The 24,822-nt window shown below is 61.0% G+C and carries 21 protein-coding genes; 14 read left to right on the top strand and 7 right to left on the bottom strand.

Annotation, left to right across the window (positions count from 1 at the left end; translation table 11 throughout):
- The first annotated feature begins 139 nt into the window (after window positions 1-139).
- From BW967_RS12740 to BW967_RS12680, 13 genes are all read left to right on the top strand, one after another.
- Entirely contained in the window at window positions 140-1,558 is a 1,419-nt protein-coding gene (locus BW967_RS12740; protein WP_083952220.1) for an aminotransferase, read from the top strand.
- Window positions 1,559-1,599: 41 nt separating this feature from the next.
- Window positions 1,600-1,854 (top strand): sulfurtransferase TusA family protein, encoded by a 255-nt coding sequence (locus BW967_RS12735; RefSeq protein WP_076485458.1) that lies wholly within the window; start codon window positions 1,600-1,602, stop codon window positions 1,852-1,854.
- Window positions 1,847-3,088, top strand: a complete 1,242-nt coding sequence (locus tag BW967_RS12730; protein ID WP_076485457.1) for a diaminopimelate decarboxylase — start codon at window positions 1,847-1,849, stop codon at window positions 3,086-3,088. The genes BW967_RS12735 and BW967_RS12730 overlap by 8 nt, the downstream gene beginning before the upstream one ends.
- Before the next feature lie 51 nt (window positions 3,089-3,139).
- Window positions 3,140-4,057 carry a hypothetical protein gene (locus BW967_RS12725; protein WP_217696382.1) on the top strand — a complete coding sequence of 306 codons (918 nt, stop codon included), beginning with the start codon at window positions 3,140-3,142 and terminating at the stop codon, window positions 4,055-4,057.
- A gap of 21 nt (window positions 4,058-4,078) precedes the next feature.
- A complete protein-coding gene (locus BW967_RS12720) occupies window positions 4,079-5,506 on the top strand; it encodes an aldehyde dehydrogenase family protein (RefSeq protein ID WP_076485520.1) in 1,428 nt (475 codons plus the stop codon).
- Window positions 5,507-5,616: 110 nt separating this feature from the next.
- Window positions 5,617-5,994, top strand: coding sequence for a hypothetical protein (locus tag BW967_RS12715; protein WP_076485455.1), 378 nt, complete (start codon window positions 5,617-5,619; stop codon window positions 5,992-5,994).
- A gap of 12 nt (window positions 5,995-6,006) precedes the next feature.
- Complete coding sequence (locus tag BW967_RS12710; RefSeq protein WP_076485454.1) at window positions 6,007-6,324, top strand: hypothetical protein; 318 nt, start codon at window positions 6,007-6,009, stop codon at window positions 6,322-6,324.
- Window positions 6,325-6,422: 98 nt separating this feature from the next.
- Complete coding sequence (locus BW967_RS12705; protein ID WP_076485453.1) at window positions 6,423-6,749, top strand: hypothetical protein; 327 nt, start codon at window positions 6,423-6,425, stop codon at window positions 6,747-6,749.
- A 58-nt stretch (window positions 6,750-6,807) separates the two neighbouring features.
- Window positions 6,808-7,308, top strand: coding sequence for a hypothetical protein (locus BW967_RS12700; protein ID WP_139327835.1), 501 nt, complete (start codon window positions 6,808-6,810; stop codon window positions 7,306-7,308).
- Between the two features lie 92 nt (window positions 7,309-7,400).
- Window positions 7,401-10,292 (top strand): bifunctional diguanylate cyclase/phosphodiesterase, encoded by a 2,892-nt coding sequence (locus BW967_RS12695; RefSeq protein ID WP_076485451.1) that lies wholly within the window; start codon window positions 7,401-7,403, stop codon window positions 10,290-10,292.
- Window positions 10,285-10,914 (top strand): biliverdin-producing heme oxygenase, encoded by a 630-nt coding sequence (locus BW967_RS12690; RefSeq protein WP_076485450.1) that lies wholly within the window; start codon window positions 10,285-10,287, stop codon window positions 10,912-10,914. Before BW967_RS12695 ends, BW967_RS12690 begins: the two co-directional genes overlap by 8 nt.
- Window positions 10,915-11,076: 162 nt before the next feature.
- Window positions 11,077-11,493: a universal stress protein gene (locus tag BW967_RS12685; protein ID WP_076485449.1), complete on the top strand. Its 417-nt coding sequence runs from the start codon at window positions 11,077-11,079 to the stop codon at window positions 11,491-11,493.
- A gap of 57 nt (window positions 11,494-11,550) precedes the next feature.
- Window positions 11,551-13,230 carry a BCCT family transporter gene (locus tag BW967_RS12680; RefSeq protein ID WP_083952218.1) on the top strand — a complete coding sequence of 560 codons (1,680 nt, stop codon included), beginning with the start codon at window positions 11,551-11,553 and terminating at the stop codon, window positions 13,228-13,230.
- Window positions 13,231-13,409: 179 nt separating this feature from the next.
- On the opposite strand, the gene BW967_RS12675 is transcribed toward BW967_RS12680, so the two are convergent.
- Entirely contained in the window at window positions 13,410-15,965 is a 2,556-nt protein-coding gene (locus tag BW967_RS12675) for a penicillin-binding protein 1A (RefSeq protein ID WP_076485448.1), read from the bottom strand.
- A 98-nt stretch (window positions 15,966-16,063) separates the two neighbouring features.
- Window positions 16,064-16,819, bottom strand: a complete 756-nt coding sequence (locus BW967_RS12670) for a cytochrome c biogenesis CcdA family protein (protein ID WP_076485447.1) — start codon at window positions 16,817-16,819, stop codon at window positions 16,064-16,066.
- Window positions 16,820-16,922: 103 nt separating this feature from the next.
- Here BW967_RS12670 and BW967_RS12665 point away from each other — a divergent pair, with 103 nt between their 5' ends.
- Entirely contained in the window at window positions 16,923-17,177 is a 255-nt protein-coding gene (locus BW967_RS12665; protein WP_076485446.1) for a sulfurtransferase TusA family protein, read from the top strand.
- A 149-nt stretch (window positions 17,178-17,326) separates the two neighbouring features.
- On the opposite strand, the gene BW967_RS12660 is transcribed toward BW967_RS12665, so the two are convergent.
- The 5 genes from BW967_RS12660 to purS all read right to left on the bottom strand — a co-directional run bounded on the left by BW967_RS12660 (window position 17,327) and on the right by purS (window position 24,815).
- Window positions 17,327-20,224, bottom strand: a complete 2,898-nt coding sequence (locus tag BW967_RS12660; RefSeq protein ID WP_076485445.1) for an Rne/Rng family ribonuclease — start codon at window positions 20,222-20,224, stop codon at window positions 17,327-17,329.
- 447 nt (window positions 20,225-20,671) lie between these two features.
- Window positions 20,672-22,000 carry a sigma-54-dependent transcriptional regulator gene (locus BW967_RS12655; protein ID WP_076485444.1) on the bottom strand — a complete coding sequence of 443 codons (1,329 nt, stop codon included), beginning with the start codon at window positions 21,998-22,000 and terminating at the stop codon, window positions 20,672-20,674.
- A gap of 5 nt (window positions 22,001-22,005) precedes the next feature.
- Window positions 22,006-23,802, bottom strand: coding sequence for a sensor histidine kinase (locus BW967_RS12650; protein WP_076485443.1), 1,797 nt, complete (start codon window positions 23,800-23,802; stop codon window positions 22,006-22,008).
- 35 nt (window positions 23,803-23,837) lie between these two features.
- Window positions 23,838-24,506, bottom strand: a complete 669-nt coding sequence (purQ, locus tag BW967_RS12645; protein WP_076485442.1) for a phosphoribosylformylglycinamidine synthase subunit PurQ — start codon at window positions 24,504-24,506, stop codon at window positions 23,838-23,840.
- A 69-nt stretch (window positions 24,507-24,575) separates the two neighbouring features.
- Window positions 24,576-24,815 (bottom strand): phosphoribosylformylglycinamidine synthase subunit PurS, encoded by a 240-nt coding sequence (gene purS / locus BW967_RS12640; RefSeq protein ID WP_076485441.1) that lies wholly within the window; start codon window positions 24,813-24,815, stop codon window positions 24,576-24,578.
- Window positions 24,816-24,822: the final 7 nt, after the last annotated feature.

Below are 24,822 nucleotides of genomic sequence, written 5' to 3'. Positions count from 1 at the left end.
CGGCTTTGGCCCTTGGTCATCGAGCCGTGACGCAGTTGGCGCAAAGGCGCTGGCATGGCCGCACCAATCCAAGAGGGCCCCTAGGGGCCAGACTTCACCGAAATCGCGCCTCGGCGCGAAACCAGGAGGCATAACCTTCATGGATTTGTTGGCTGAAACCGCCCCAGATAAGACCACGCAAAAGCTCCAGTCCCGTCCTGTCCCAAGGATTGATGCGCGTCACGTGCTGCACCCTTGGGCAGATCTCAGCAGTTTAGGCACGCAAGACGCATTGGTGATCCACTCCGCCAAGGGCGTGCGGGTGCGCGACAGCGCGGGCAAAAGCTACCTCGATGCGATTGGCGGTATGTGGTGCATGACCTTGGGCTATGGCCGCGAAGAATTGGCCGAGGCAATGGCCGATCAAGCCCGCCAGATGGCCTATTACACCCCCTTTGGCGATGTTTCGAGCGAGCCTGCTGCGCGTTTGGCAGAAAAGCTCGCCAAGCTTTCGCCGGGGGATTTGAACCGGGTGCATTTCACCACCTGCGGCTCGACCGCAGTGGAATCGGCCATCCGCATCGCGCAGTATCATTTTGCTGCGCAAGGCCAGCCGCAACGGCGCCATGTGCTCTCGCGGATCAATGCCTATCATGGCGGCACCTATCTGACGCAATCGCTTTCGGGCAAATCGGCGGATCGGACCTTGTTTCATTATGAGGCCGAGTTCGTGCACCATCTTTCCAGCCCCGGATATGACCCGGACCGCTCCAACATCTCGGCCGAAGCCAAACTGCAAGAATTGCTGTCTGAGATGGAGGCCGAGATTGCGCGCATCGGCCCCGAAAACATCGCCTGTTTCATTGCCGAACCAATCATGGCGTCTGGCGGCGTGCTGACCCCGCCGGAGGGCTATCAAAAAGCCACCTGCGATCTGTGCCACAAATACGGCATCCTCTACATCTCGGATGAGGTGGTGACGGGCTTTGGCCGGCTAGGGTATTTCTTTGCTTCTGACGTCCGCTTTGGCCTCGCGCCCGATATGATCATCACCGCCAAGGGGCTTTCCTCGGGCTATCAACCGCTGGGCGCGGTGTTGATCTCGGACCGCATTGCCACAGCGCTTGCGCGCAACGCACCCGCCGATAAGCCTGTTTTTTCAAACGGGTTCACCTATTCGGGCCACCCGGTCGCCTGCGCGGTTGCGCTTGCCAATATCGAGATCATGGAGCGCGAGAATATTTGCGGCCATGTCCGCGATGTTGGCCCCTATTTCATCGACAAGCTGCGCGCGCTGCGCGGCAAAGACATCGTCTATACGGTGCGCGGCGACCATCTGATGGCCTGTGTCGAATGCTGGACGGGCGAAGAGGTGGGGCCAACGGCCGCCAATATGGCGCTTGCGCAGCGGGTGGACAGCTATTGCCAAGAGGCGGGGCTGCTGGTGCGGCCTTATGAAAACCTCTGCATCCTCTCCCCGCCGCTGATTATCACGCGCAGCGATATCGACCGGATTGTTGCGATCCTGTCGGAGGCGCTTGACCGCGCCGAAGCCGATCAAAAAGCGGGCAAGATCTGAGCCCCAAAGCCACACCCCCCTCGGTGCGAAGGAGACAAGATATGAGCCAACCAACAAGCTTCATTGATTGCCGCGGGCTTTCGGCACCGCTGACGGTGTTGCGCATCAAACAAGCCGTGGTCGGGCGCCAAGATTGTGGCCTGCCGCTTGACGTTTTGGTCGACCGTCACTGCAACGCGCCCGAGCGTATCGCGCACAGCCTGAAGCATGACCCGACCGATATCCGGCTTGTCTACTCCACCCAAGACCGTCGCGCATTGGCGAAAGCCGGCAAAGGAATGCTCCGACATGGCTGACACCGACATCGCCCCGGAAAACCGCGCACAAAAGACCGTCGCCCCTTGGTGGCAACGCGAAGATTTGGCCTATCGGGGCGGACGGCTGCATCTGGGCAGCACCGATCTGGCGGCCTTGGCCCGCAAGCTCGGCACGCCGACTTATGTGATCCGCGCGCGGCGTGTGGCGCAGAAGGCAGGGCTTTTGCACCGCGCCTTGGACCGTGTCGGGCTGGACCATCACCTTTATTACGCGATCAAGGCCAACCGCACGCCCCAGCTTTTATCCTACCTTGCGGGGCAAGGGCTGTGCGGGGCCGATGTCTGCTCCCCCGAAGAGTTGATACATGCGCTTTCTTGCGGCTTTCGTGAGCAAGATATCTCGTTTACGGGCACCTCGCTCAGTGCTGCCGATCTTGAGATATTGGGGCGGTTCGAAAGGATCGCCATCAACTTTGATGCGCTTGCCGCGCTCGACCGCTTTGGCCGCGCGCATCCGGGCCGCAAAGTTGGGCTGCGGATCAACCCAGACCGCGGCATCGGCTATGGCGGCAGTCAGATGCTGCAGTATAGCGGGGCGGCAGCGACGAAATTTGGCATCTATCTGGATCGGTTGCCGGAGGCGATTGAGATCGCCAAGCGCCATCGGCTGAAGATCACGCGGCTTCATTTCCACGCGGGCTGTGGCTACCTAGATCGCGAGATGACGCAATTTGCCGCCGTGCTGCAAGAAAGCCGCCGCTTCACCGAACAGCTTCCGGGGCTGAGTGAAGTCAATATCGGCGGCGGCTTGGGGGTGCCACATCGCGCTTCTGACAGGCCGCTCGACCTTGATCATTGGGCACATACCATCGCGCAAGCCTATGGTGGCACGGGGCTGACGGTTGCCGTCGAACCGGGAGATTTTCTGGTCAAGGATGCGGGCGTGCTTTTGGCATCCGTCACCTACCGCGAACGGCGCAAGACGGTGGAGTTTTTGGGCCTTGATGCCGGGTTCAACTTGGCGATGGAGCCTGCCTTTTACGACCTGCCCTGTGAACCAGTCCCAACCGTGCCGCGCGAGGCGCCGCCGAGCCGTTTTACCGTGGTCGGCAATGTCAATGAAGCGCTCGACAAATGGGCCGAAGATCACCCGATGCCACCGCCCGAAGAGGGTGATGTGATCGCGCTCCTGAATGCGGGGGGCTATGCCGCCGCGATGCGCTCTGACCACTGCCTGCGCGGCGCGGCGCGCAATCTCATGCTGCTCGACTAAGAGCCGCCCCGCCGCTTGGGCGGCACTTTGGACCCTTATGACGGAAGACAGATGAGCCATTCACACATGACCGAACCTCAGCTTTCCGACGCAAACACTTCCACCGCCGCGCATGCGCCTGAATTTGCTTTTGATCCGCGCGACCCATGGACACAAACCTTTCAACGCGCGCTGGAACGGGCGAACCTGCACGGCAAGCGCATCTATGAAGTGGGGATCGGCACGGGCGCGAACGCCGCTTTCTTGCTGACAATCTGCGGCGCGGCCCGCGTTTCGGGCAGTGATCTTGATCCGCGCATGGCCGATTTATCTGCCCATAACGTGCTGACCCTTGCGCCAAGCGCGGCACATCGGTTTCAGCCCGTGCATGGGGCTGTGAGCCTAATCGACACACCCGAGGCTCTGGCCGAGGTGGAACAGGCGGATGTGGTGATCGGCTGCCTGCCACAAGTGGCCTGCCCGGGCGATCCGCGGTTTGAGGCGTTCCGCAACGCGCATCGCACCAAATTGGGCGTGGCGGCAGATGTGCGCGAAGATGACCATATCGCGCATTACTACCCTTGGGCTGATTTTGAGGAATTTCCCTTCAATACCGTTGGGCTGGGCTTGAACGAGGCTCTGTTGCGCCGCTTGCGTGCCTGTGCGCCAAGGGCCGAGGTGATCTTGAATTTCGGGGCCCGTGTTGGCGTGCCCGTCTTGTGCGATATGTTTGAAGCCAACGGCTACCGCCCCGAAAAGCTGCAATCCCAGATCGTCGAGCAACATGCCGGGACCGACATTTCCTTCTTTGTGGCGCTGGAAAAGGCGCTTGGCGGCACCGGCTTTGATGAGGCTTTCAATTGCGCTTTTTACCGCGATGCGGCGGGAGCCGAACCGCTCACCGCGCGGGCGGCACAAGCGATGATGGATGCAGATCCACAAGCGGCGATCTATCATGAGGTCTGCACGATCCGCGGCACGCCTGTTTGAGCGAGGAACCTACTCATGACGATGAACGCGGAGCGTTTTTATATTGATGGCGCATGGGTTGAGCCTTTGGGAGGCGGTTCCATGCCAATCATGGACCCCGCGCAAAACGCCAAAATTGGCACGGTCGCTTTGGGCACCGCCGCAGATGTGGATCGCGCCGTAGACGCCGCGACCCGCGCCTTTGAGGAATTTGGCCTCTGGCCCAAAGCCGAACGATTGGCGCTGTTGCGCCGCATCCGCTTGGGCACCGCCGCGCGGCAAGAGGATTTGGCTTGGGCGATGAGCCATGAGATGGGCGCCCCGATTTCGATGGCGCGCGCAATGCAAGCCGAAGCTGGTATTGGCCATGCCGATGGCTTCATCGAAGCGCTCGCCAAACAAGACGAGCGCTGGACTTTGCCAAATGGCGACACGCTGACCCGTGAGCCGATTGGCCCGGTGGGCGCGATCACGCCTTGGAATTGGCCGATCAACCAGATCGCGCTCAAGGTGCTGCCCGCGCTCGCCACCGGCTGCCCGGTCATTCTCAAACCATCGGAACACACGCCGCTTTCGGCGCAGCTTTACGCCGAAATTCTACATGAGGCGGGCGTGCCAGCGGGGGCCTTTGCGCTCATTCACGGCACCGGGCCAGAGGTAGGAGAGGCGCTTTCGACCCATCCGGGGCTGGCGATGGTCTCTTTCACCGGCTCAACGCGTGCGGGAATTGCGGTGTCCAAAGCGGCGGCAGAAACCGTCAAACGGGTCACGCTCGAACTCGGCGGTAAAAACCCCAATCTTGTCTTTGCCGATTGCGGCGCGGCGCTGGCAGAACGCGTGCGCTATGCAGTGGCGGAGTGCTTCCTCAACACCGGGCAATCATGCGACGCCCCAACCCGGCTGATTGTCGAGCGCGCCTGTTATGACGAGGTGCTTGAAATCGCCGAAGCCGCTGCCAAAGCCACCAAGGTCTCCGACCCAAAGCAAGAGGGCGATCACCTTGGCCCGCTGTTTGATCAGCTACAATGGGACCGGGTGCAGGCGCTCATTGCCAAAGGGATTGATGAAGGCGCCCGGCTTTTGGCGGGTGGGCTTGGCAAGCCCGAAGGGTTGGAGCACGGCTGGTATGCGCGCCCGACCGTCTTTGCCGATGTCACCCCCGAAATGACCATCGCGCGCCAAGAAATCTTTGGCCCGGTGCTATCGATCCTGCCTGCCGAAGACGAAGCCGAAATGATCGCGCTCGCAAATGCCACCGACTATGGCCTTGCAGCCTATATCCAAACCGGAGACCCGATGCGGGCCGAACGGGTGGCGCGGCGGCTGCGCGCAGGGGCGGTGCATATCAATGGCGGTGGCCTTGGCTGGGGCACACCCTTTGGCGGTTACAAAGCCTCTGGCAATGGGCGCGAAGGCGGGATGCAGGGGCTTGAGGACTATCAAGAGGTGAAAAGCCTGCATTTTGGCTAGTTCGCGTAAAGAGACCCGCGTCAAATCGCGCGCAGGCTTGATTTTTTACGCGCCCTTTACGGCTGCTGGTCCTAGTCTGGATCAATCACTTTCAGACCAAAGGCCTCATCATGTTTGCAAAGCCCACCGCCATTTTGCTTGCCGCCACGCTTGCGCTTTGCGCGCCCACCGCTGGCATGGCGGAATTTTCTCCGGCTGAGGCCAAGCTTTATGTGGGTTGGCCGGGGCTTGAAGGGGTCGATTTCCCGCAAGGTGCCGAGGCCAAGGTCTATTCCATCATCGACAATATGGGCGGCTGGCCGCGCCCCGTTTATGTGGTGATGCTGGACAATGGCCGCGCGCTCTCGCCCGTCGGCACGATGCAATGCGAAGTGACTTTCCAAGTGCTGAAAGACCAGCACCATGGCTGGCATGATATCTTGTGCGAAAACTCCGGCTGGTCAGAGATTTGGAAAATGGGCTCTGATGGGCTGTATGCGCCGCGCTAAGGGAAAAAGCGGATGACGGAACAGCCTCCCTGCCCCGACTGCGGCGCGCCCACCGATCCCGTCGAAATGGTCACCGGCGGTGGCTGGGGTGGGCATGGCCGCGTGGTAATTTATCAATGCCCGGCCTGCGGCACAAAGCTGGAACGCGACGCAGACCCATCACGGCAGTTCAATAGCGCGATTGGGCTGTTGGAAATTGCACTTGGTGTGCTCGCGCTTTGGCTGTTGCCGCCGCCCGCCAGTTGGGTCTTGGGCGGGCTCTTACTTTTGCTTGGGGCCTTCGGGCTGCGACAAGGTGGCACGCATCGGCACAAGGGAACCCGACGTTAACCAGTGATTCCTAGTCTGGCACAACAGTGCCCTCGCTCCAAAAGTCGGTCTCAGGGCATGTCTTTTATACGCCCAACGAAGATTTGAGGAGGACGACCATGCCACGGAAATACTTTCAAAAATCACTCGCAAGCTTGGCACTCGCCTGCGCCGCTCTGGCTGCGCCCCAAGCGATGGCGCTGAGCGGTGGCGTCTATAACCAGTGTAACGGGATAGAATGGCATTCCTCTCCTTCCGGCCCGCAGGGCTACGGCAAAACATGCATCCACTGCAACGCAGGCAATGAGGTCCGCTTTTGGTCCGAATACCAACATAATTCTGCGGGCCAATACACGGGCAAGATGAACTATTATGACCTGAACGGTCATTACATTTGCACCGGATCGCGGGTGGATTGCGTGATCCGTTACTATTGCGGCGGCTAAATGCCAGATGCGCGCCCCAAACGACCGGGGCGCGCGCCTCATTTCGCGGGAGGATTTGATGAAACGGTTTTGCTTCGCCCTTGCGCTTCTTGGCGCGGGCCTTTTGCCCCCGGCGGTCGCGCAGGCGACCCCCGCCAGTTCTTTTGCCGAAGCGGTCGATTTGTGCCTACGTTTTGGCGCCGATCCTTGGTTCGCCCAAGATCGGTTCGAGGAAGCGGGCTGGCGCAGCTATGAAGACCCCGATTTTGGCTCCCTAGCCTTCAAAAGCCCAGATGGCGCGGTGATCGCCCTGCCCCCCACGAGCGACAGCTTTCCAATGTGGTGCAGCGTGATGAGCGGAAGCGTTTCCTTCGTGAAAGGCATGGCTGCTGCCGAAAATGCGCTTTTGGCAAGCGGCATACTGATCCAGCGCGAAATCCGCGACAATTGCCCGGTCTACCATGGCACGGGCGGACAAGAGCTGCGCATCTTCTCTGAGGGCAATGACGATTTGTGCAACGATCCGGAGACCGCGCTTGTGCATGTGGTCACCTTCTCCAACCCGCTTTCCGGGCAATAAATTCCGCGCAGCCTAACGATTTATTTGCTCCCTTGCATCAAACTTACCCGGTGAAAAGTCCGGGTAGGTTATTCGGTGCAAAGGTTAAGATTATGAATGAGTTGAAGGAAAGCGCACTTGATTTGGTGAAGTGCGAACAAGAACCGATTCACGCGCCGGGGGCCATTCAATCTGCCTCGATCTTGCTGCTTTTCGACCCCGATCAAGGGGCACTTGCCGCCGCCAGTGACAACCTAGAACCCCTTTTTGGCGCTTCTGCCAGCGCGCTTTTGGGCACCCCGGTAGAGCGGTTCTTCACAATCCGCGACGCCACCACGATCCGCGCCATTGCCGCAGGGCAAATGCCCATGAATACTGGCTATTTTCGGCTCAAGACCGGGCAGGAACATTGGGTCAGCCTGCTCCGCACCGATGGGTTATTGGGGGTCGAAATCAACACCTACGAAGGCGCCGATCATGACGTGGTCGGCTTTGGCCTTGGTGTGGGCGAAGCGCTTACCGAAATCAGCGAAATCACCGATCGTTTGACCCGCGCGGATGAGGCAGACCTGCGCCATCTGGCCACGGTCGTCACCCGGCGGTTTCACGAATTGTCCGGCTACGACCGGGTGATGCTCTACCGCTTCGACACCGACTGGAATGGCGAAGTGATTGGCGAAACCTTCGCGCCCCATGTGGATCATTCCTTCAAAGGGCTGTCCTTCCCATCTTCCGACATCCCCAAACAGGCGCGCGCGCTGTTTTTGCGCAACCGGGTGCGGCCGGTGGTTGATGTCGCCTCTGCCTCTGTCGCGATTGTGCCGCCCCTGCATCCAAGCACGGGCCAACCCTATGATTTGTCAGATTGTTCGATCCGCGGTGTTTCACCGGTGCATCTCGAATACCTTTCGAATATGGGGGTCTGTGCCACGCTCACGCTCGCGCTGATTGTGCGTGGCAAGCTCTGGGGGCTTTTGGCCTGCCACCATTATTCGGCCCCCTATCGGCTCACGCCGGGGCGGTCTTCGGCCTGCCGTTTGTTTGCCGAGGCGGTCTCAAGCACAATCGCGCGCTTGGTCGAACGGTCCGAAGCTGAAGCGATTGATCATGTGCGCCAAAGCCTGCGCAAATTGCGCAACACACTTTTGCAGGGGCCAAAATCCGGTGGGTTTGATGCCTTCTTGCGCGATCAAGCCACCGATCTTTTGGCGCTGATGCAATGCGACGGCATGGTCTATCGGCTTGATGGGCGCGACTATAGCTTTGGAGACTTGCCCGACAAACCGCTGATGGCCGCGTTGCGCAACCGGCTTGAGGCGCATCGGAATGGGGTCGACCGCGATGGGTTCTCCACCCATTTTGCCGCCGGGCTTTGGCCCGATCTGTCAGAGCAACTTGGCGAGGCGGCGGCGGGCGCGCTGATCTACCAACCGCGCCAGTGCAATTACGATCTGATCTTGCTGCGCAACGCGCGTGAAACCGACCTGCATTGGGCGGGCGATCCCTACAAACGTGTAACCGCCGAAACCGCGGGCGAACGGTTGCACCCGCGTGGCTCGTTCAATCTGTGGCGCGAAAGCGTGCGCGATCGTGCGCTGCCTTGGGAGCCCGAGGCGATGATCGCGGCGCGCGAATTGACGATGGGCCTCAACGAGATCGACTGGCTGTTTGAATGGCAAAAGTCGGAAGCCGAACTGGCCCAAGCGCGCGCAGAAACCGAACATAACGCCTTGCATGATGCGCTCACCGATTTGCCGAACCGGCGCTATCTGCAGCGCCGCTTGGATGAGGCGGAGCAAAATGCCGAAACCCGCCCCTCAGCGCTCGTGCATATCGACCTTGATCGGTTCAAGCAGGTCAATGACACGATGGGCCATTCGGCAGGCGATGAATTGCTGATCGAGGTGGCGCGGCGGCTTAAGCGGGTCTTGCGCAGCGGCGATTTCCCAGCCCGCGTAGGCGGAGATGAATTCCTGATCTTGGCCGCGCCCGGCACCCATCCGTGGGAATTGGATGCGATGGGAGACCGGATCATTGCAGCGCTCTCTCGCCCGGTGACGCTAAGCTGTGGCGAGGTCGAAATTGGCGCCTCGGTCGGGATCGCGCTCAACACCGGCACTGTTGGTGCCGATGAATTGTTCTATCAGGCCGATCTCGCGCTTTACGAGTCAAAGCGCAACGGCCGTGGTCGGGTCACCCAATTCAGCGAAGTGCTGCAACGCCGCCAGGAAGAAAAGCAACGCCTTGGCGAGGATATTCGCGAAGGCATCCGTTCGGGCCGGTTTGAAGTCTGGTATCAGCCGCAATTCAAAGCCAGCGATTTTGCCCTTTGCGGGGTAGAGGCGCTGCTGCGCTGGAACCACCCCGATCATGGCATCCTGTCCCCCGCGCAGTTCTTGGACATGGCCGAGGATTTGGACCTTGTCGCCACGCTCGACAGTATCGGCATGCAAGCCGCGTTGCAGGATTTGGCGCGGCTGGAAACCGAGGGGCTCACGATCCCCAAGCTTTCGCTCAATGTTTCCGCCCGACGTTTGCAAGACCCGAGCTTCTTGGAGGCTGCGCGCAATATCGGCGCGCACCGGGAGTTGGTTTCCTTCGAACTGCTCGAGTCGATCTATCTTGATGAGCTCACGCCCGAGATGGAGGCCAATCTGACCGGGCTGCGCGAGATGGGAATTCCGATTGAGGTTGATGATTTCGGCACCGGGCGCACCTCGATTGTCAGCCTTGTGACCTTGCGCCCGGATCGCTTGAAGATCGACCGACAACTGATTGAACCTGTTGTCAGATCTGACTCCGCGCGCAAACTGGTCGCGTCGATTGTGGAAATCGGCCAATCGCTTGGCATCGACATCACTGCCGAGGGCGTTGAGACGCGCGATCACGCCGAGGTTTTGCGCGGACTTGGCTGCACCGTGCTACAAGGGTTCCATTTCGCCCGCCCAATGCCCGTGGCGGATCTGCGCAGCCTGCTTGCGGGGGAGCAGCGGCGCCATGGTTGATCTCTCGCGTGTCCCAGAACCGGCCCATGTCGACCATTGCATGACGGTGTTGAAAGAAGCGACCTCTGCCGCTCATGCCCGGATTGAGGCCGTGTCGGTGATGCGCGATCTGACCGCGCCAGAGGTGACACATGCGCAATATACGGCGGTGCTTGGGCGGTTACACGCGCATTTCGCCCGCTATGAACCGGTGATCCATGCCGCCCTCGCCCCGCATCTGCCGCCGCAAAGCTTGGCAGAGCGCGCCGCCCTGCCCGCATTGGAAGCCGATCTGGCCGATCTGGGGCTTGATACGGCCACGCAAACACCTGCGCCGCCTGCACCTTGCCCGGCCCATGCGGCGGGGTGGCTTTACGTGCATGAAGGCACCGGGCTTGGCGGACTGGTGATCTTGCGTGGATTGCGCAACAGCCTTGGCGACGAACTCGGCACCGCCACGCGCTACTTTCAACGCCACGGCAAAGCGACAGCGATGCGTTGGCGCGAAACCCGTGCGCTGATTGCCGGGCTCTTGCCCGATGAAGATCGTCTCGCCTTGGCCGTCTCGGGGGCCGAGGCTGCTTTCGCCGCCATGCATCTGCGGCTTGCGCCAGATACGGCCCAGACCCGAAGGCCGCGCTAAGATCGGCGCAAGAACAAGGCGAAGCAGCCCAAATACCGCGCCAGTCCCGCCGCGGCCTTGCGGCATACGCCCTTCGCAACTGCGACAATCTGCCCGCCCCCGGGTGGACATCCCCTTCCCGCATCCCTAGGCTACCTCGCGGAAAAGTGGGGAAAGCTGAATATGTTCAAGAAGATCATGGTTCCGGTGGATCTGCGCCACTTGCCCTCACAGGGTAAGGCGCTGAGCATCGCCGCCGATCTGGCAAAAACAAACGGCGCACAGGTGATCTATGTCACCGTCACCAGCCCAGAACCGAACGCCCTTGGCCGCACCCCGGCCGAGGTCGAGGAAAAACTCAACAGCTTCGTTGCGAATGAAAGCGCTGCGCATGGTCACGATGCGGCGGGCCATCTGCTGATCAGTCACGATCCCGCAGCCGAGCTTGATGCAGCGCTGATCAAGGCCTGTGACACGCTTCACACTGATCTGGTGGTGATGGCCACCCATCTTCCCAATGTGACCGATTACCTTTGGTCTTCACATGGCGGGGCGCTCGCCAATCATGTGCGGGCCTCGGTGTTTCTGGTGCGTGCCTAGGCGCGGCGTCCGCACGCCCGCCCCATAAAGACAATAGAAACGACAGGAGGACGGCATATGGCCGAACCCGAAGACAGTGCAGGGACTGCCATTCCCGATGGTGAACCAGATCCGGTGACCGGGATTCCCGCCCCCGAAGGCGCAACAGAACTGATCGACACCGATTACGAAATTGGTCAGCACAATATCGAGGGCCAATGGGGTCCGATCGGGTTTGACATTCATAACCCGGTTTTTGCGATTTCCGCGCTCTCGGTCGTAGCCTTCGTGTTTTACGCGCTGGCCCTGCCGGAACAAGCCGCCAGCATCTTTGGCTGGCTGCGTCCGGCCCTCACCTCAAGCTTCGATTGGTTCTTCCTGTCGGCGGCCAACGTCTTTGTGCTCTTTTGTCTGCTCTTGATCGTCAGCCCTTGGGGCGCGGTCCGGCTTGGCGGCAGAGACGCCACCCCCGATTTCAGCTACAAAAGCTGGTTTGCGATGCTGTTTGCGGCGGGCATGGGCATTGGACTGATGTTCTTTGGCGTGCTGGAGCCGGTCTATCACATGGCCATCTCGGCACCTTTGGGCACGCCCTCGCCCTTTGACGCGGCGGGCAACATCATCCCCGAAAATGTCGAAGCCGCCAAAGCAATGGGCTTGGCCGCAACGATCTATCACTGGGGCCTGCACCCTTGGGCGATCTATGCGGTGGTGGGGCTGGCGCTTGCGCTCTTTTCTTTCAACAAGGGCCTGCCGCTGACGATCCGCTCCGCCTTCTACCCGATTTTTGGTGAGCGGGTCTGGGGTTGGACCGGGCATCTGATCGACATTATCGCGGTTTTTGCCACGCTCTTTGGCCTGTCCACCTCGCTTGGCTTCGGCGCTCAACAAGCCAATGCCGGGCTCAACCACGTCTTTGGCGTGCCGATGGGCATTCCGGTTCAGGTCGCGCTGATCACCGTGATCACCGGCGTTGCGCTTTATTCGGTGCTGCGCGGGCTTGATGGCGGTGTGAAGGTGCTTTCCGAAATCAACATGGGGATTGCAGCGCTTTTGCTGCTGTTCGTGCTGATTGCGGGCCCGACGATGCTGATCTTGACCGATTTCGGCGAGGGTCTGGTGGCCTATGTGAAAGATATCATTCCGCTGTCGAACCCGATCGGGCGCGAGGATGATAGCTATCGCCAAGGCTGGACGGCCTTCTATTGGGCGTGGTGGATCAGCTGGTCGCCGTTCGTGGGCATGTTCATCGCGCGCGTTTCGCGGGGCCGCACGGTGCGCGAATTCGTGGTTTGTGTGCTGATCATCCCCTCCATCGTCTGCGTGCTGTGGATGGCCGTCTTTGGCGGTGTGGCGATTGACCAAGTGCTTTCTGACCCGGTCAATTCGGCGGTGAAAGCCAATGTGATTGACAGCTACAACCCGCCCTTGTCGCTTTTTGCGATGCTCGAAGGGCTGCCGCTGTCTTCCATCACCTCGGTTGTCGCGATTGTGCTGGTGATCGTGTTCTTCGTGACCTCGTCGGACTCGGGCTCGCTGGTGATCGACACGATCACGGCGGGTGGCAAGGTCGACGCACCGCTGCCGCAGCGCGTGTTCTGGGCCACGTTTGAGGGCGCGGTTGCGATTGTGCTGTTGATCGGGGGCGGCCTAGGCGCATTGCAAGCGATGGTGATCTCCACCGGTTTGCCCTTCACGGTGATCTTGCTGTTGATGTGCTGGGCAATCTTGCGCGGGCTGCAAGCGGAACCGCGCTAAGCCAAACGCCAGAGGTTGCGAAACCAGAAAAGGGCGCCGCAGGGCGCCCTTTTTCATGCATAGCAACCGCAAGAACAAGACCCCCAGCCCCGCCACGTCCTGCCCCCAAAACACCGCGGCAAAAGAAAAGGCGCCCGCTGGGGCGCCCAATCCTTGGTGTCGTGAAACGCGAGGAAGGCTTAGTAAAGCCCACCGGCAGACAAGGTGCCGAAATCGGCTTTCTTCGGGATCACGCGGGTCTTGCCAGTCGCGGTGGTGACGGTGGTGCCGGTATCGGTTTCACCCTGCGCGAAAAGCGGCAGGTCCGCGCCCATGGCAAAGCCCCCATCCACAATCAGGCCAAGGCCGCGCATGTCTTGATCTTCGCGCAGATATTCGGCCTGCACAAAATCCCCCGACACGCCATCGGGCAGTTTTTCCCCGGTGAACCGGTTGAAGTTCTGCCAATAGCCCCCCGGCGGCACCTTGAAGCGGCCACCGCCATATTCCTTGATCGCCTCTTGCATGAACTCATTGAAGACCGGCACACAAAGCGTGCCGCCATAAGCGCCCCGGCCAAGCCCGCGCGGTTGGTCATAGCCCATGTAGCACGACGCGACGATATTCGAGGTAAAGCCCGTGAACCACACGTCTTTCGCGTCATTCGTCGTCCCGGTTTTGCCGGCAACCGGAACCGGCAGCCGCACGCCCGTGCCCGTGCCGCGCTTCACGCCGCCTTCCATCAGCGAGATCATCTGATAGGCGGTGATCGCATCAATCACCTGCTCCGAATTGGTGCGCACGCGCGGCCCCAACCCCTCGGGCAAGGTCGGATCGGCGCAATCGAGACAATCACTTTGGTCGTGCCGATAGATCGTGCGGCCCCAACGGTCTTGCACCCGGTCCACCAGCGTCGGCTCCAGCCGCTTGCCGCCATTGGCAAACATCGCATAGGCCGAAATGAGCCGATACATCGTGGTTTCCTGCGCCCCAAGCGCGTTCGCCAAATAGGGGCCCATCTGGTCATAAACGCCAAACCGCTCCGCATAGCGCGCCACGGTATCCATGCCGATTTCTTGCGCAATCCGCACCGTCATCAGGTTCCGCGATTGCTCAAGCCCGGTGCGCAGCGGCGTCGGCCCGTAGTATTTGTTCGAGGCGTTTTGCGGCCGCCACAGCCCTTGCGGCGTGTTCACCTCAATCGGTGCGTCCACAACGATCGTCTCGGGGCTAAAGCCGGAATCGAGCGCCGCCGCATAGACGATCGGTTTGATGTTAGAGCCGGGCTGGCGCATCGCCTGTGTGGTGCGGTTGAAGACCGAGCTTTGATACGAGAACCCGCCCTGCATCGCGAGCACGCGGCCCGTGTGCACATCCATCGCCATGAACGCGCCCTCGACACGCGGCACCTGCCGCAGTGACCAGCGCACGAAAGAGCCATCACTGTCTTTGGTGACCGCGCGCACCAGCACCACATCGCCCACATCAACCAGATCAGAGGCCCGCTTGGCGCGCGGACCAAGCTTGCCATCTTTGCCAAGCTTACGCGCCCAAGTCACATCATCGGCGGGGATCCAATGGCCGTCAGCATCTTCCTCGATGCCTTCAATGCCGATCCGGGCAGATTTATCCCCCAGTTCCAGCACCACGGCCGGATACCAACCCTCAACATCGCGGGGGGCTTTGTCGGTGGGCACATCGGCAAGCGCCGCACGCCACAGCCGTTCCTCGCCCAGTTGATCAGCCGGGATCGTCGCCCCGGTGCCGCGCCAGACGCCAAGGTTGCGGTCATATTTTTCAAGCGCATGTTGCAGCGCCTTCGCGGCCTGCTTTTGCAAATCGGGATCAACCGTGGCGCGGATCGTTAGACCACCGCCAAAGAACTCATCCTGCCCAAAGCTTTTTGACAGCTGGCGGCGGATTTCATCGGTGAAATAATCCCGCGGCGGCAAAGCTTGGCGGAAGGCCGGGTAATCGCCGCGCTGCACCGATTTCAGCTCTTTCGCCTGCTCTTCTTGCAAAGTCGCTTGGTCGATATGGCCGTCTTCATACATCCGCCGCAGCACGTAATTGCGGCGCAGTCGCGCCTCTTCATAGTCGCGCACCGGATGCAGCGAGGCCGGTTTCTTCGGCAAAGCCGCCAGATAGGCCGCCTCGCCGACGCTGAGTTCGCTCAGCGTTTTGTTGAAATAAGTCTGCGCGGCCGCCGCCACCCCATAGGAGTTTTGACCCAAGAAAATCTCGTTCAGATACAGCTCAAGAATGCGGTCTTTCGAGAGCGCCTCTTCCACGCGGGCGGCTAAGATCAATTCTTTGATCTTCCGTTCCGCCGAGCGCGAGCCATCAAGCAGGAAGTTCTTCATCACCTGCTGCGTGATCGTCGAGGCGCCGCGCACATTGCGCCCGCCGGATTTGATCGCCGCATAGGCCGCCGCGATGATCCCGCGCGCGTCATAGCCCTTGTGGATATAGAAGTTTTGGTCTTCGGCAGAGACAAAGGCCTGTTTCACCACATCGGGAATGTCACTGATCGGCACGAAAATCCGCCGCTCTTGCGCGAATTCGTCGATCAAGCGCCCCTCGCCCGAGTAAATCCGGCTGATCGTTTTGGGAGTGTATTGGGCCAACTGTTCATGGCTGGGCAAGTTGCGCCCATACATCCAAAAAATCGCGCCAACCGTCAGCGCGGCGAAAAACAGCGCCGTGACGATCCAGGAGAAAAGCCCCCCAATTGAAGACAGGACGAAGCGGATCAAAAGGCACCCCCGTGGATAGTGCCGACCCTATAGCGCGCGCCGGGCGATGGGTCAAAGCAAGTTCCCGTCAGGCTGCGCGTTTCCGCGCAGGTGCGGCTTTAGCCAAATTCGGCAAGCGCCGGGAAAACGTCCAAAATCCAAAACGAGAAATCAGAGAGTTGCCCGGTCAGCATGAAAAGCCCCACCGTCCACAAAAGGAGACCAGAGATTTTCTCGATCCGGCCCATGTTGCGGCGCATGAAGGCCATCGCCCCGCCAAGCGCGGGGAAAAACGCTGCGACCAGCAAGAAGGGCAAACCAAGCCCCGCCGCATAGACGCCCAAAAGCCCCATGCCACGGCCAAGGCTGCCCTCTGCCATCGCAAGCGAAGCAATGGTGCCCAGCACTGGACCAAGGCAAGGCGTCCAACCGAAGGCAAAGGCAAGGCCGAGTAGATAGGCACCAAGCGCCGAGCCCCCCTGATCGCCCGTTTCCAGCCGGAATTCGCGGTCGAGAAAGCCGATTCGATAGATGCCAAGGAAATGCGCGCCAAAAATCATCACGACAACGCCTGCGACCTTGCCCAATTCATCGCGCCAAGAGCCCACCGCTTGACCAAGTGCCGAGGCGCCAAGACCAATCAGCAAGAAAACGGTCGAGAGCCCAAGCACAAAGAAAAGCGCAGCCAGCAGCACAGGGCCACGCGCAGCGGCTTTGCCCGCGCTCATCTCGGACACGGTCACACCGCCCATATAGGCAAGATAGGGCGGCACGATGGGCAGCACACAGGGGCTGAGGAACGAGATCACCCCCGCCACAAAAGCGGCGAAGGCGGCGGGCAGAAAGGCTGCATCTATGATGTCGATCCCGAACATGGCCCCGTCCTAGCATTGCAGGCGCGCGCCGTCATCTGCTGTGATCTGACGCGGCGCTCACATTGCCGTGGACAGGCGCGTGGTGCGGCGCTAGGCCAAGCGCATGAGCGACACCCCTGCCCTTTCCCTTGATCTGCGCGGCCTTCTGTGCCCTCTGCCGGTGCTGCGCCTGCGCAAGGCGTTGCTGGCCCAACCCGAAGGTGTGCTGGTGGAAATGATCGCGACCGACCGCGCCAGTTGGATCGACGTGCCGCATTTTTGCACCCATGCGGGCCATGTGCTCGAAAGCGCGACGGATGAGGGCGCTGTGCTGCGCTATCTTGTGCGGCGCGGCCCGCAGCAAAACACGCAAGACTAAGACAGCATTAAGTGTTGTGAGGGCGCGGCCCCCTTTTCGGCTGCGCCAAACTCACCCCTAGGATATTTGGGCCAAGTCGAAGCGGTCACAACGCAAAACGCCGAGCACGAGGCCCGGCGTTTGCAATTTTAAGTTCTGGCGCATTGGCCTCAGATGGACCACCAACCGCGGCGCTTCGGCTTCGGCTCGCCGCCCTCTTCTGCCTCAGAAGCGGGGGCCTCGGGCGCGCTTTGCGCCTCCGGCACAGGTTCGGGGGCAGATTCAGCGACGGGTTCGACGCTCGGCTCCGGTTCCGGCGCAGCTTCCGCTTGCGGCTCGGGCGCGGGTTCCACCACCGGCTCCGGCGCCACGTCGGGTGCCACCTCAACCGGCGTTTCCGCGACAGGCTCGGCAGGCGCTTCAGCAACGGTTTCACTCACCGGCTCCACCGGCGCAGCTTCGGGCGTCGCTTCGACAGGGGCTTCCTCTGCCACCGGCTCAACCTTTTTGCGCGAACGCGAGCGGGTGGTTTTCTTGGGCGCGGGCTCCTCGCCGTCCTCGGTCTTTTTCTTCCGCGAGCGGGTGGTTCTCTTCGGTTTCGGCGCATCTTCCGCCGCTTCCTCCGCAACCGCCTCGCCTTCCGCTTCCGACGCCCCCGCTTCGGTTTCCGTCACCTCGGGCAGCGCAACCTCGGCCAGTTCCGCAGCAGCGGCCGCACGCGCAGCATCCTCAGCGGCCTCGTCCTCGTCAGAGGAGCCCTCATCAGCCTCGTCGTCGTCCGCATCGCTGCCGTCGGCATCACCAGACTCGCCCGCCTCGGTGCCATTGCCCGATTTCTTACGCCGACGCCGACGACGTTTCTTCTTTTTCGGCGCCTCTTCGGCCTCGGTGGTTTCGGCTTCGGCCTCTTCGACCTCGTCCTCTTCCTCCTCAAGGATCTCTTCCTCGTCGATCTCGGCCATCAGTTCGGCGCTCGCATGCACCGCCGTGCTCATCGGATCGGGCACGATCCGGGTCGCGGTTTTGAACTTCTCGATCGAGAAATCGGGGCTCACAAGGCTCGGATCGGCTTCAATCCGCACCGCCATCCCATATCGCGCCTCGATCGAGGCGATATGCTCGCGCTTGGCGTTCATCAGATAGTTGGCGACCGCGACCGGGCATTTCACCAGCACTTCGCGCGAGCGCTTGCGCGTGCCCTCTTCCTCAATCGCGCGCAGCACTTGCAGTGCAAGGCTGTCATCCGAGCGGATCAGGCCGGTGCCGTGGCAATGCGGGCAGGGCTGGGTGGTGCTTTCCAGCATCCCCGGGCGCAGCCGCTGACGGCTCATTTCCAAAAGACCAAAGCCCGAAATCCGGCCCACTTGAATGCGCGCCCGGTCGGTTTTCAGTTTCTCTTTCAGGCGCTTCTCGACGGCGGAGTTGTTCTTGCGCTCCTCCATATCGATGAAGTCGATGACGATCAGGCCCGCCAAGTCGCGCAGACGCAACTGACGGCTGATTTCCTCGGCGGCCTCAAGGTTGGTTTTCAGCGCCGTATCTTCGATCGAGCCCTCTTTGGTGGCCCGGCCCGAGTTCACGTCAATCGCCACCAGCGCTTCGGTGACGCCAATCACGATGTAGCCGCCCGATTTGAGCTGCACCACCGGGTTGAACATCGCGCCCAGATAGCTTTCGACCTGGAACCGCGCAAACAGCGGCAATTGCTCGGCGTAATGCTTCACGTTTTTGGCGTGGGACGGCATGATCATTTTCATGAAGTCCTTGGCCACACGGTAGCCGCGCTCGCCCTCGACCAGCACCTCGTCGATGTCTTTCGAGTAAAGATCGCGGATCGAGCGCTTGATCAGGTCGCCCTCTTCGTAGATCGGCGCAGGCGCGACCGATTTCATCGTGAGGTCGCGGATTTGTTCCCACAGCCGCATCAGATATTCATAGTCGCGGCGGATCTCGGTGCGGGTGCGTTGGCTGCCCGCGGTGCGGATGATCAGGCCTGCGCCATGCGGCACTTCCATCTCGGCGGCGATTTCTTTGAGCTTTTTACGGTCGGCAGCATTGGTGATTTTGCGCGAAATGCCACCACCGCGCGCGGTGTTCGGCATCAGCACACAGTAGCGGCCAGCGAGCGACAGATAGGTGGTGAGCGCCGCGCCTTTGTTGCCGCGCTCTTCCTTGACCACTTGCACCAGCATGATTTGGCGCACTTTGATCACTTCTTGAATCTTGTAGCGGCGCGCACGCGGGCGACGCGGCGCGCGGATTTCTTCCTGCACATCCTCTTCGGCGACGGATTCAATCTCGTCATCGCCTTCTGCCGGATGCGCGTGGTGGTCGTGATCGTGGCTTTCGCCGTCCTCGGCTTCTTCCGCGTCCACCTCTTCGGCTTCTTCGGTCATTTCGGCCACAACCGAAAGCGCATCGGCCACGGCTTCCGCCACGACATCCTCGACGGATTCTTCTTCCTCGGATGCGGCTTCCGCGACGGGCGCGTCTAGCGCATCGCCTTCCATCGGGGCGCTCTCGTCTGCCTCGGGTGCGGCAGCTTCAGGCGTGGAGACCAGCGCCGTTTCCGGCGCCTCGCTCAAAACGGTGGGTTCTTCCCCCTCGCCCTCTTCGCCGGATTCGATCACCGCCATGCCCGGAATATCTTCCGAACGCACCACGGCATCGATGTTGCTCGCCTTTTCGGCCTTCGCCGCAGGGGCGGACGAAGACGACCGCGAACGGGAGCGCGAACGGCGCGAGCGCGGGCGGTTTTCTTCAGCCTCTTCGGCCTCAGCCGCAAGCCGCTCTTCTTCCAAAAGCGCCTGACGATCCGCCGTCGGGATTTGATAGTAATCGGGATGGATCTCGGCAAAAGCGAGGAAACCGTGGCGGTTGCCACCGTAATCCACAAACGCCGCTTGGAGCGAAGGCTCCACCCGCGTGACTTTTGCTAGATAAATGTTTCCGGCGAGCTGCCGTTTGTTGATGGTTTCAAAGTCAAACTCTTCGACTTTGTTGCCGTCCACCACCACAACGCGGGTCTCTTCCGCATGGGTGGCATCGATAAGCATTTTCTTTGCCATTAATCCTGGTTCCCCATGCGCGCGCGCGCCCTGACCACGACCTGGATCGTGCGGGCAAGGCGAGGCTGGCATGGTTTGTCGTTGAGGCGGGAGCGCTGGCACGCAAATGGGTGGCGGCGGCCAGTTGTGGCCCGCCCGTCCTCACCTCAGTTGCCCTTGCGCGCTCCATCGCGGTTCTTCCCAAACACGCGGCAGGCCGCGCGATGATGACGAAACCCCCTTGGTTTTCTAGGCCCTGAGGGTGTGAAAGCGGTCTTTCGACCAATCGGATGACCCAAAGCCCGCTTCGCACCCGCGAAGATCATCGGCTCGGAAATCAGCGAATTCCGTGGGCGGGAATAGTCCCGCCGACACTGCGACATTAACAACGCAGAGCAGATGAATACAATCTGTTTTTCATCAAGAAATGATTAACGATAATCATCAGACGCACGGATGCACACAACTTTAGGTGTAATCGGCACGGCTTAAGCCGTATTTCGCCATTTTTTCGTTGAGCGTCCGGCGCGGCAGGCAAAGCTCTTCCATCACCGCCGCGATGGAGCCTTTGTGACGCCGCATCGTATTGTCGATCAGCATCTTCTCGAAGCTTTCGACATATTCCTTGAGCGGCTTACCCTCGGTGGTCATGGCGGCGCCCAGCTCATCGCTTTCGGCCATCAAAAGCGAGGCAATGGAGCCCTGCCCGCGCCGCGCTTGCAAGACCGCGCGTTCGGCCACATTGATCAGCTGGCGCACATTGCCAGGCCAAGGCGCTTGTAGCAGTTGTGCGGCTTCTTGCGCGCTGACTTCGGGCGCGTCGCAGCCGTAATCATCGGCAAATTGCTCGGCCATCCGGGTGAACAGCGTCAACACATCTTCGCCACGCGCGCGCAGCGGCGGCAGGGTGATTTTATGCGCGGCCAAGCGGAAATAAAGATCGGGGCGCAAAAGGTCTTCGAGCATCCGCCCCTCGCCATGGGCGTTGCAAATCGCCACGATCCGGGTTTCCGCCGGGCTGCCTTGTTCGTTCAAAAGCGTCAAAAGCCGGGCCTGAAGACCGCTCGACAACGCCTCGATATCTTCGAGCACCAAAGTACCGCCGCGCGCTTCCTCGACCAGCGGCAACCCGCCCCCCTCGGCCACCGGGCCAAAGAGCCGTTCACCAAGTGCGTCTTCGGTATAGGCCGCACAAGAGATGGTGACGAATTTCTTGCCCGCCCGGGTGCCAGCGGCATGCAGCGCATGGGCCACAAGCGTTTTGCCGGTGCCGGTTTCGCCATCAAGCAGCACATGGCCATCAGATTGCGCAATATCGAGCACATCTTCGCGCAGCCGTTCCATTTGCGCCGAGGTGCCAATGAGCTTGCCCATCACCTTCGTGCCCTCGCCCAAATCGCGGCGCAAAGCGCGGGCATCGAGTGTCATCCTGCGCGCTTGGGTGGCGCGTTTGGCAAGCTCGGTCATCCGGTCAGGGTTGAAGGGTTTCTCCATGAAATCCATCGCGCCAAGCCGCATCGCTTCCACCGCCATCGGCACATCGCCATGCCCGGTGATCATGATCACTGGCAGCCCGCTATCAAGCCCCATCAAGCGCTTGAGAAATGCCATCCCATCCATGCCCGGCATGCGAATATCGGTGATCACGGCCCCTGGCCAATCGGCGCCAATGACTTTCAGCGCATCTTCTGCGCAGGCAAAACTTTCGGTATCAAACCCCGAGAGCGCCAGCCATTGGCTGATGGATTGCCGGATGTCTTCCTCGTCATCGACGATCGCCACCTTCATCATGCGCATTCTTGTTACTCCGCTGCCCTTTGCCCGTTGCCAGACAAACTCATCCCCGCCGTCAAACGCGGCAGCCGCACTTCAAATACGGCGCCCCCATCTGCGGCATTGCGCGCGGTCAAGCGACCGCCAAAATCACTGACGATAGACGAGGAAATCGCAAGGCCCAGCCCCGTCCCCTCGCCCGGTTTCTTCGTGGTCCAAAACGGCTCAAACAGTTTTTCCAGATCGGTGATACCGGGCCCATTGTCGCGCACCGTCAGCACCGCCATTTCATCGGCCTCGAGCGCAATCTCGATATGCGGCGTGCGTAGCCCCTTGGTGGCATCAAGCGCATTGCGCAAAAGGTTGATGATCACCTGCTCCAACCGAATGCGGTCCGCCATCACCATCACCTGCCCACGCGGCAGGCTCCGGGTGATCTTGACCGTGCGTGCCTTCAGCTGCGGCTCCATCATCGCCAAGGCAGACGATAGCGCCGCGCGCAAATCCACCGGCTCAAACGCATCGCCGCCCTTACGGGCGTAGGATTTGAGTTGCCGCGTGATCGCCCCCATCCGTTCGATCAGATCGTCGATGCGCTGGAACGACGACAGCGCCTCCACCACCCGCTCGCGTTGCAGCAAAAGCCGCGCGCCAGCCAGATAGGTTTTCATCGCCGCCAAGGGCTGGTTCAACTCATGGCTCACCGCGGCAGACATCTCGCCCAGCACGGCAAGTTTGGAGCTTTGTTCCAGCGTTTGCTCCGCAAGCGAGAGGTCTTTTTGCACCCGCTCACGCTCCGCGATCTCGCGTTTGAGCCGCGCGTTCAGCGCGCGCAGTTCCGCAGATTCGCGCCGATAGACCGCCGATTGCACCTTGGCGCGCCGCGAGACGAAGTAGAACCCAAGCGCCAGCAGCACCGCAAAGCCCATGATTTCAAGCGCGATCACAGCATTCACCCGGTCGCGCACCGAGGTGTAGGGCGTGAACGCCACCATCCGCCAACCGCGAAACGGCAGCCGCGCTTCGGTGCGCATCACCGCTTGGCCAGAGACCCAAGCATCGGGCGGCTCATTGGCCCAATCCGCCGTGGCTTGCAAAGCGCGCTCAATCGCCGAAGGGGCCGACCGTACGGCCAAAGCCTCTTCCATCGTCATGCCGCGCCAGCGTGGCTCGGTTGCCAAAACGATCTGGGCCGAGCTATCCATCACTGCAACAGCATCGGAAATGCCCGCCCAAGCGCGTTCAAAACGCGCAAGATCGGCCCCCACCACGATCACCCCGATCAGCTTGCCTTCGGAGATCATCGCGCGGGAATACACAAAATCGGACGCGCCGGTGACGCCTTTGACGGCGGTAAAAATCGTATCGCGCGAGCGCTGCGCATCCACAAAGAAGGGCGCATCGTTGAACACGGTGCCGAGCACATTGCGGTCCGTCGCAGCCACCACCCGGCCCTGTAGATCCAAAAGCCGGATCGAGGCCACACCAACTTCGTCGCGCGCGGCAATCAAAATCCCCGAAGTGGTCGAGAAATCCCACGAAATCAGCGATTTGTTCAATTCGGGGTCACGCGCCAACAACAGCGGCACCACAGAGGTGCGCTGAAGCTCTGACAAGATGTTGCCGGAATAAAGCGCGAGCCGCAATTCGGTGCGCATCCGCGTGGTTTCTGTAAACCGCTCGGTCAGCCAGATATTGGTGAGCCAGATCCCGGCAATCGTTGCCGCCAACGCCACCACCGCCAAAGCGCGATAGGCCGCGCGGCGGATACGCCGACGGGTCTCGGCGCGGGTCGGTGGATCAAGGCGCAAGCGGGTCTCTGGCATGGGGGCAGATTAGGCGAAGCCGCGGCCCCCAGCAATCACGCTTGGGCGAGCATACCCGAAAGCGCGCGGAAAAGCGCCGCCCCATCGGTGCCGCCTTGGGTCTCTTCAACCACACGCTCAGGGTGCGGCATCAGGCCCAGCACGCGACGGTTTTCGCTCAGCACACCCGCGATATCGGCGGTGGAGCCGTTCGGATTGTCGATATAGCGGAAGGCCACGCGATCTTCGCCCTCAAGGCGTTTCAGCCCCTCGGCGTCGATCACATAATTGCCGTCATGGTGGGCAATCGGATAGGTCACTTCGGCGCCTGCCGCATAGCCTTCGGTGAAGATGCTATTGGTCGTCGCCACCGCCAGTTTTTGCGGGCGGCAGACGAATTTCAGCGAGGCATTGCGCATCAGCGCCCCCGGCAGCAGGCCCATTTCGGTCAGCACCTGAAAGCCATTGCAAATGCCGATCACATGGCCGCCCTTGGCGGCAAAATCGACCACGGCTTGGCCAATCGGCGAGCGCGAGGCAATCGCGCCGCAGCGCAGATAATCGCCAAAGGAAAAGCCCCCCGGCACGCCCACAACATCGGTGCCCGCCGGAATTTCGGTGTCTTTGTGCCAGACCCGCACCACCTCAGCGCCCGCCTTGGCAAAGGCATCGGCAAGATCACGGTCGCAGTTCGACCCCGGGAAAGTGATGACGGCGGCTTTCATTGCGAAAGGGCTCCTGCGTTCTTCTGGGCTTGGACGGAAACGGGGCCCAAGCGTGAGCCCCGCCCCAAATCAGGCGATCTCGACGGTGTATTTCTCGATCACGGTGTTGGCGAGCAGCTTCTCGCACATCGCCTTCACCTCAACCTCGGCGGCAGCGGCGTCGGTGGCAGCCAGATCCAGCTCAATCACCTTGCCTTGACGCACACCTTCAACACCCGAAAAGCCCAGATGGCCAAGCGCGTGGCGCACCGCTTCGCCTTGCGGGTCGAGCACCCCATCTTTCAGCATCACATGCACGCGCGCTTTCATCTTCGGC

The sequence above is a fragment of the Rhodobacter aestuarii genome, assembly GCF_900156655.1.
In the GTDB taxonomy this organism is placed as follows: domain Bacteria; phylum Pseudomonadota; class Alphaproteobacteria; order Rhodobacterales; family Rhodobacteraceae; genus Rhodobacter; species Rhodobacter aestuarii.
This window is presented reverse-complemented; position numbering and strand designations above follow the sequence as displayed.

Coding starts and splice junctions, on each gene's coding strand:
- BW967_RS12730 (WP_076485457.1), top strand. CDS start 1,847: ATGGCTGACACCGACATCGCCCCGGAAAACCGCGCACAAAAGACCGTC.
- BW967_RS12665 (WP_076485446.1), top strand. CDS start 16,923: ATGAGCGACACCCCTGCCCTTTCCCTTGATCTGCGCGGCCTTCTGTGC.
- BW967_RS12650 (WP_076485443.1), bottom strand. CDS start 23,802: ATGCCAGAGACCCGCTTGCGCCTTGATCCACCGACCCGCGCCGAGACC.
- BW967_RS12680 (WP_083952218.1), top strand. CDS start 11,551: ATGGCCGAACCCGAAGACAGTGCAGGGACTGCCATTCCCGATGGTGAA.
- BW967_RS12720 (WP_076485520.1), top strand. CDS start 4,079: ATGAACGCGGAGCGTTTTTATATTGATGGCGCATGGGTTGAGCCTTTG.
- BW967_RS12660 (WP_076485445.1), bottom strand. CDS start 20,224: ATGGCAAAGAAAATGCTTATCGATGCCACCCATGCGGAAGAGACCCGC.
- BW967_RS12735 (WP_076485458.1), top strand. CDS start 1,600: ATGAGCCAACCAACAAGCTTCATTGATTGCCGCGGGCTTTCGGCACCG.
- BW967_RS12710 (WP_076485454.1), top strand. CDS start 6,007: ATGACGGAACAGCCTCCCTGCCCCGACTGCGGCGCGCCCACCGATCCC.
- BW967_RS12655 (WP_076485444.1), bottom strand. CDS start 22,000: ATGCGCATGATGAAGGTGGCGATCGTCGATGACGAGGAAGACATCCGG.
- BW967_RS12725 (WP_217696382.1), top strand. CDS start 3,140: ATGAGCCATTCACACATGACCGAACCTCAGCTTTCCGACGCAAACACT.
- BW967_RS12715 (WP_076485455.1), top strand. CDS start 5,617: ATGTTTGCAAAGCCCACCGCCATTTTGCTTGCCGCCACGCTTGCGCTT.
- BW967_RS12705 (WP_076485453.1), top strand. CDS start 6,423: ATGCCACGGAAATACTTTCAAAAATCACTCGCAAGCTTGGCACTCGCC.
- BW967_RS12700 (WP_139327835.1), top strand. CDS start 6,808: ATGAAACGGTTTTGCTTCGCCCTTGCGCTTCTTGGCGCGGGCCTTTTG.
- BW967_RS12695 (WP_076485451.1), top strand. CDS start 7,401: ATGAATGAGTTGAAGGAAAGCGCACTTGATTTGGTGAAGTGCGAACAA.
- BW967_RS12690 (WP_076485450.1), top strand. CDS start 10,285: ATGGTTGATCTCTCGCGTGTCCCAGAACCGGCCCATGTCGACCATTGC.
- purQ (WP_076485442.1), bottom strand. CDS start 24,506: ATGAAAGCCGCCGTCATCACTTTCCCGGGGTCGAACTGCGACCGTGAT.
- BW967_RS12670 (WP_076485447.1), bottom strand. CDS start 16,819: ATGTTCGGGATCGACATCATAGATGCAGCCTTTCTGCCCGCCGCCTTC.
- BW967_RS12685 (WP_076485449.1), top strand. CDS start 11,077: ATGTTCAAGAAGATCATGGTTCCGGTGGATCTGCGCCACTTGCCCTCA.
- purS (WP_076485441.1), bottom strand. CDS start 24,815: ATGAAAGCGCGCGTGCATGTGATGCTGAAAGATGGGGTGCTCGACCCG.
- BW967_RS12740 (WP_083952220.1), top strand. CDS start 140: ATGGATTTGTTGGCTGAAACCGCCCCAGATAAGACCACGCAAAAGCTC.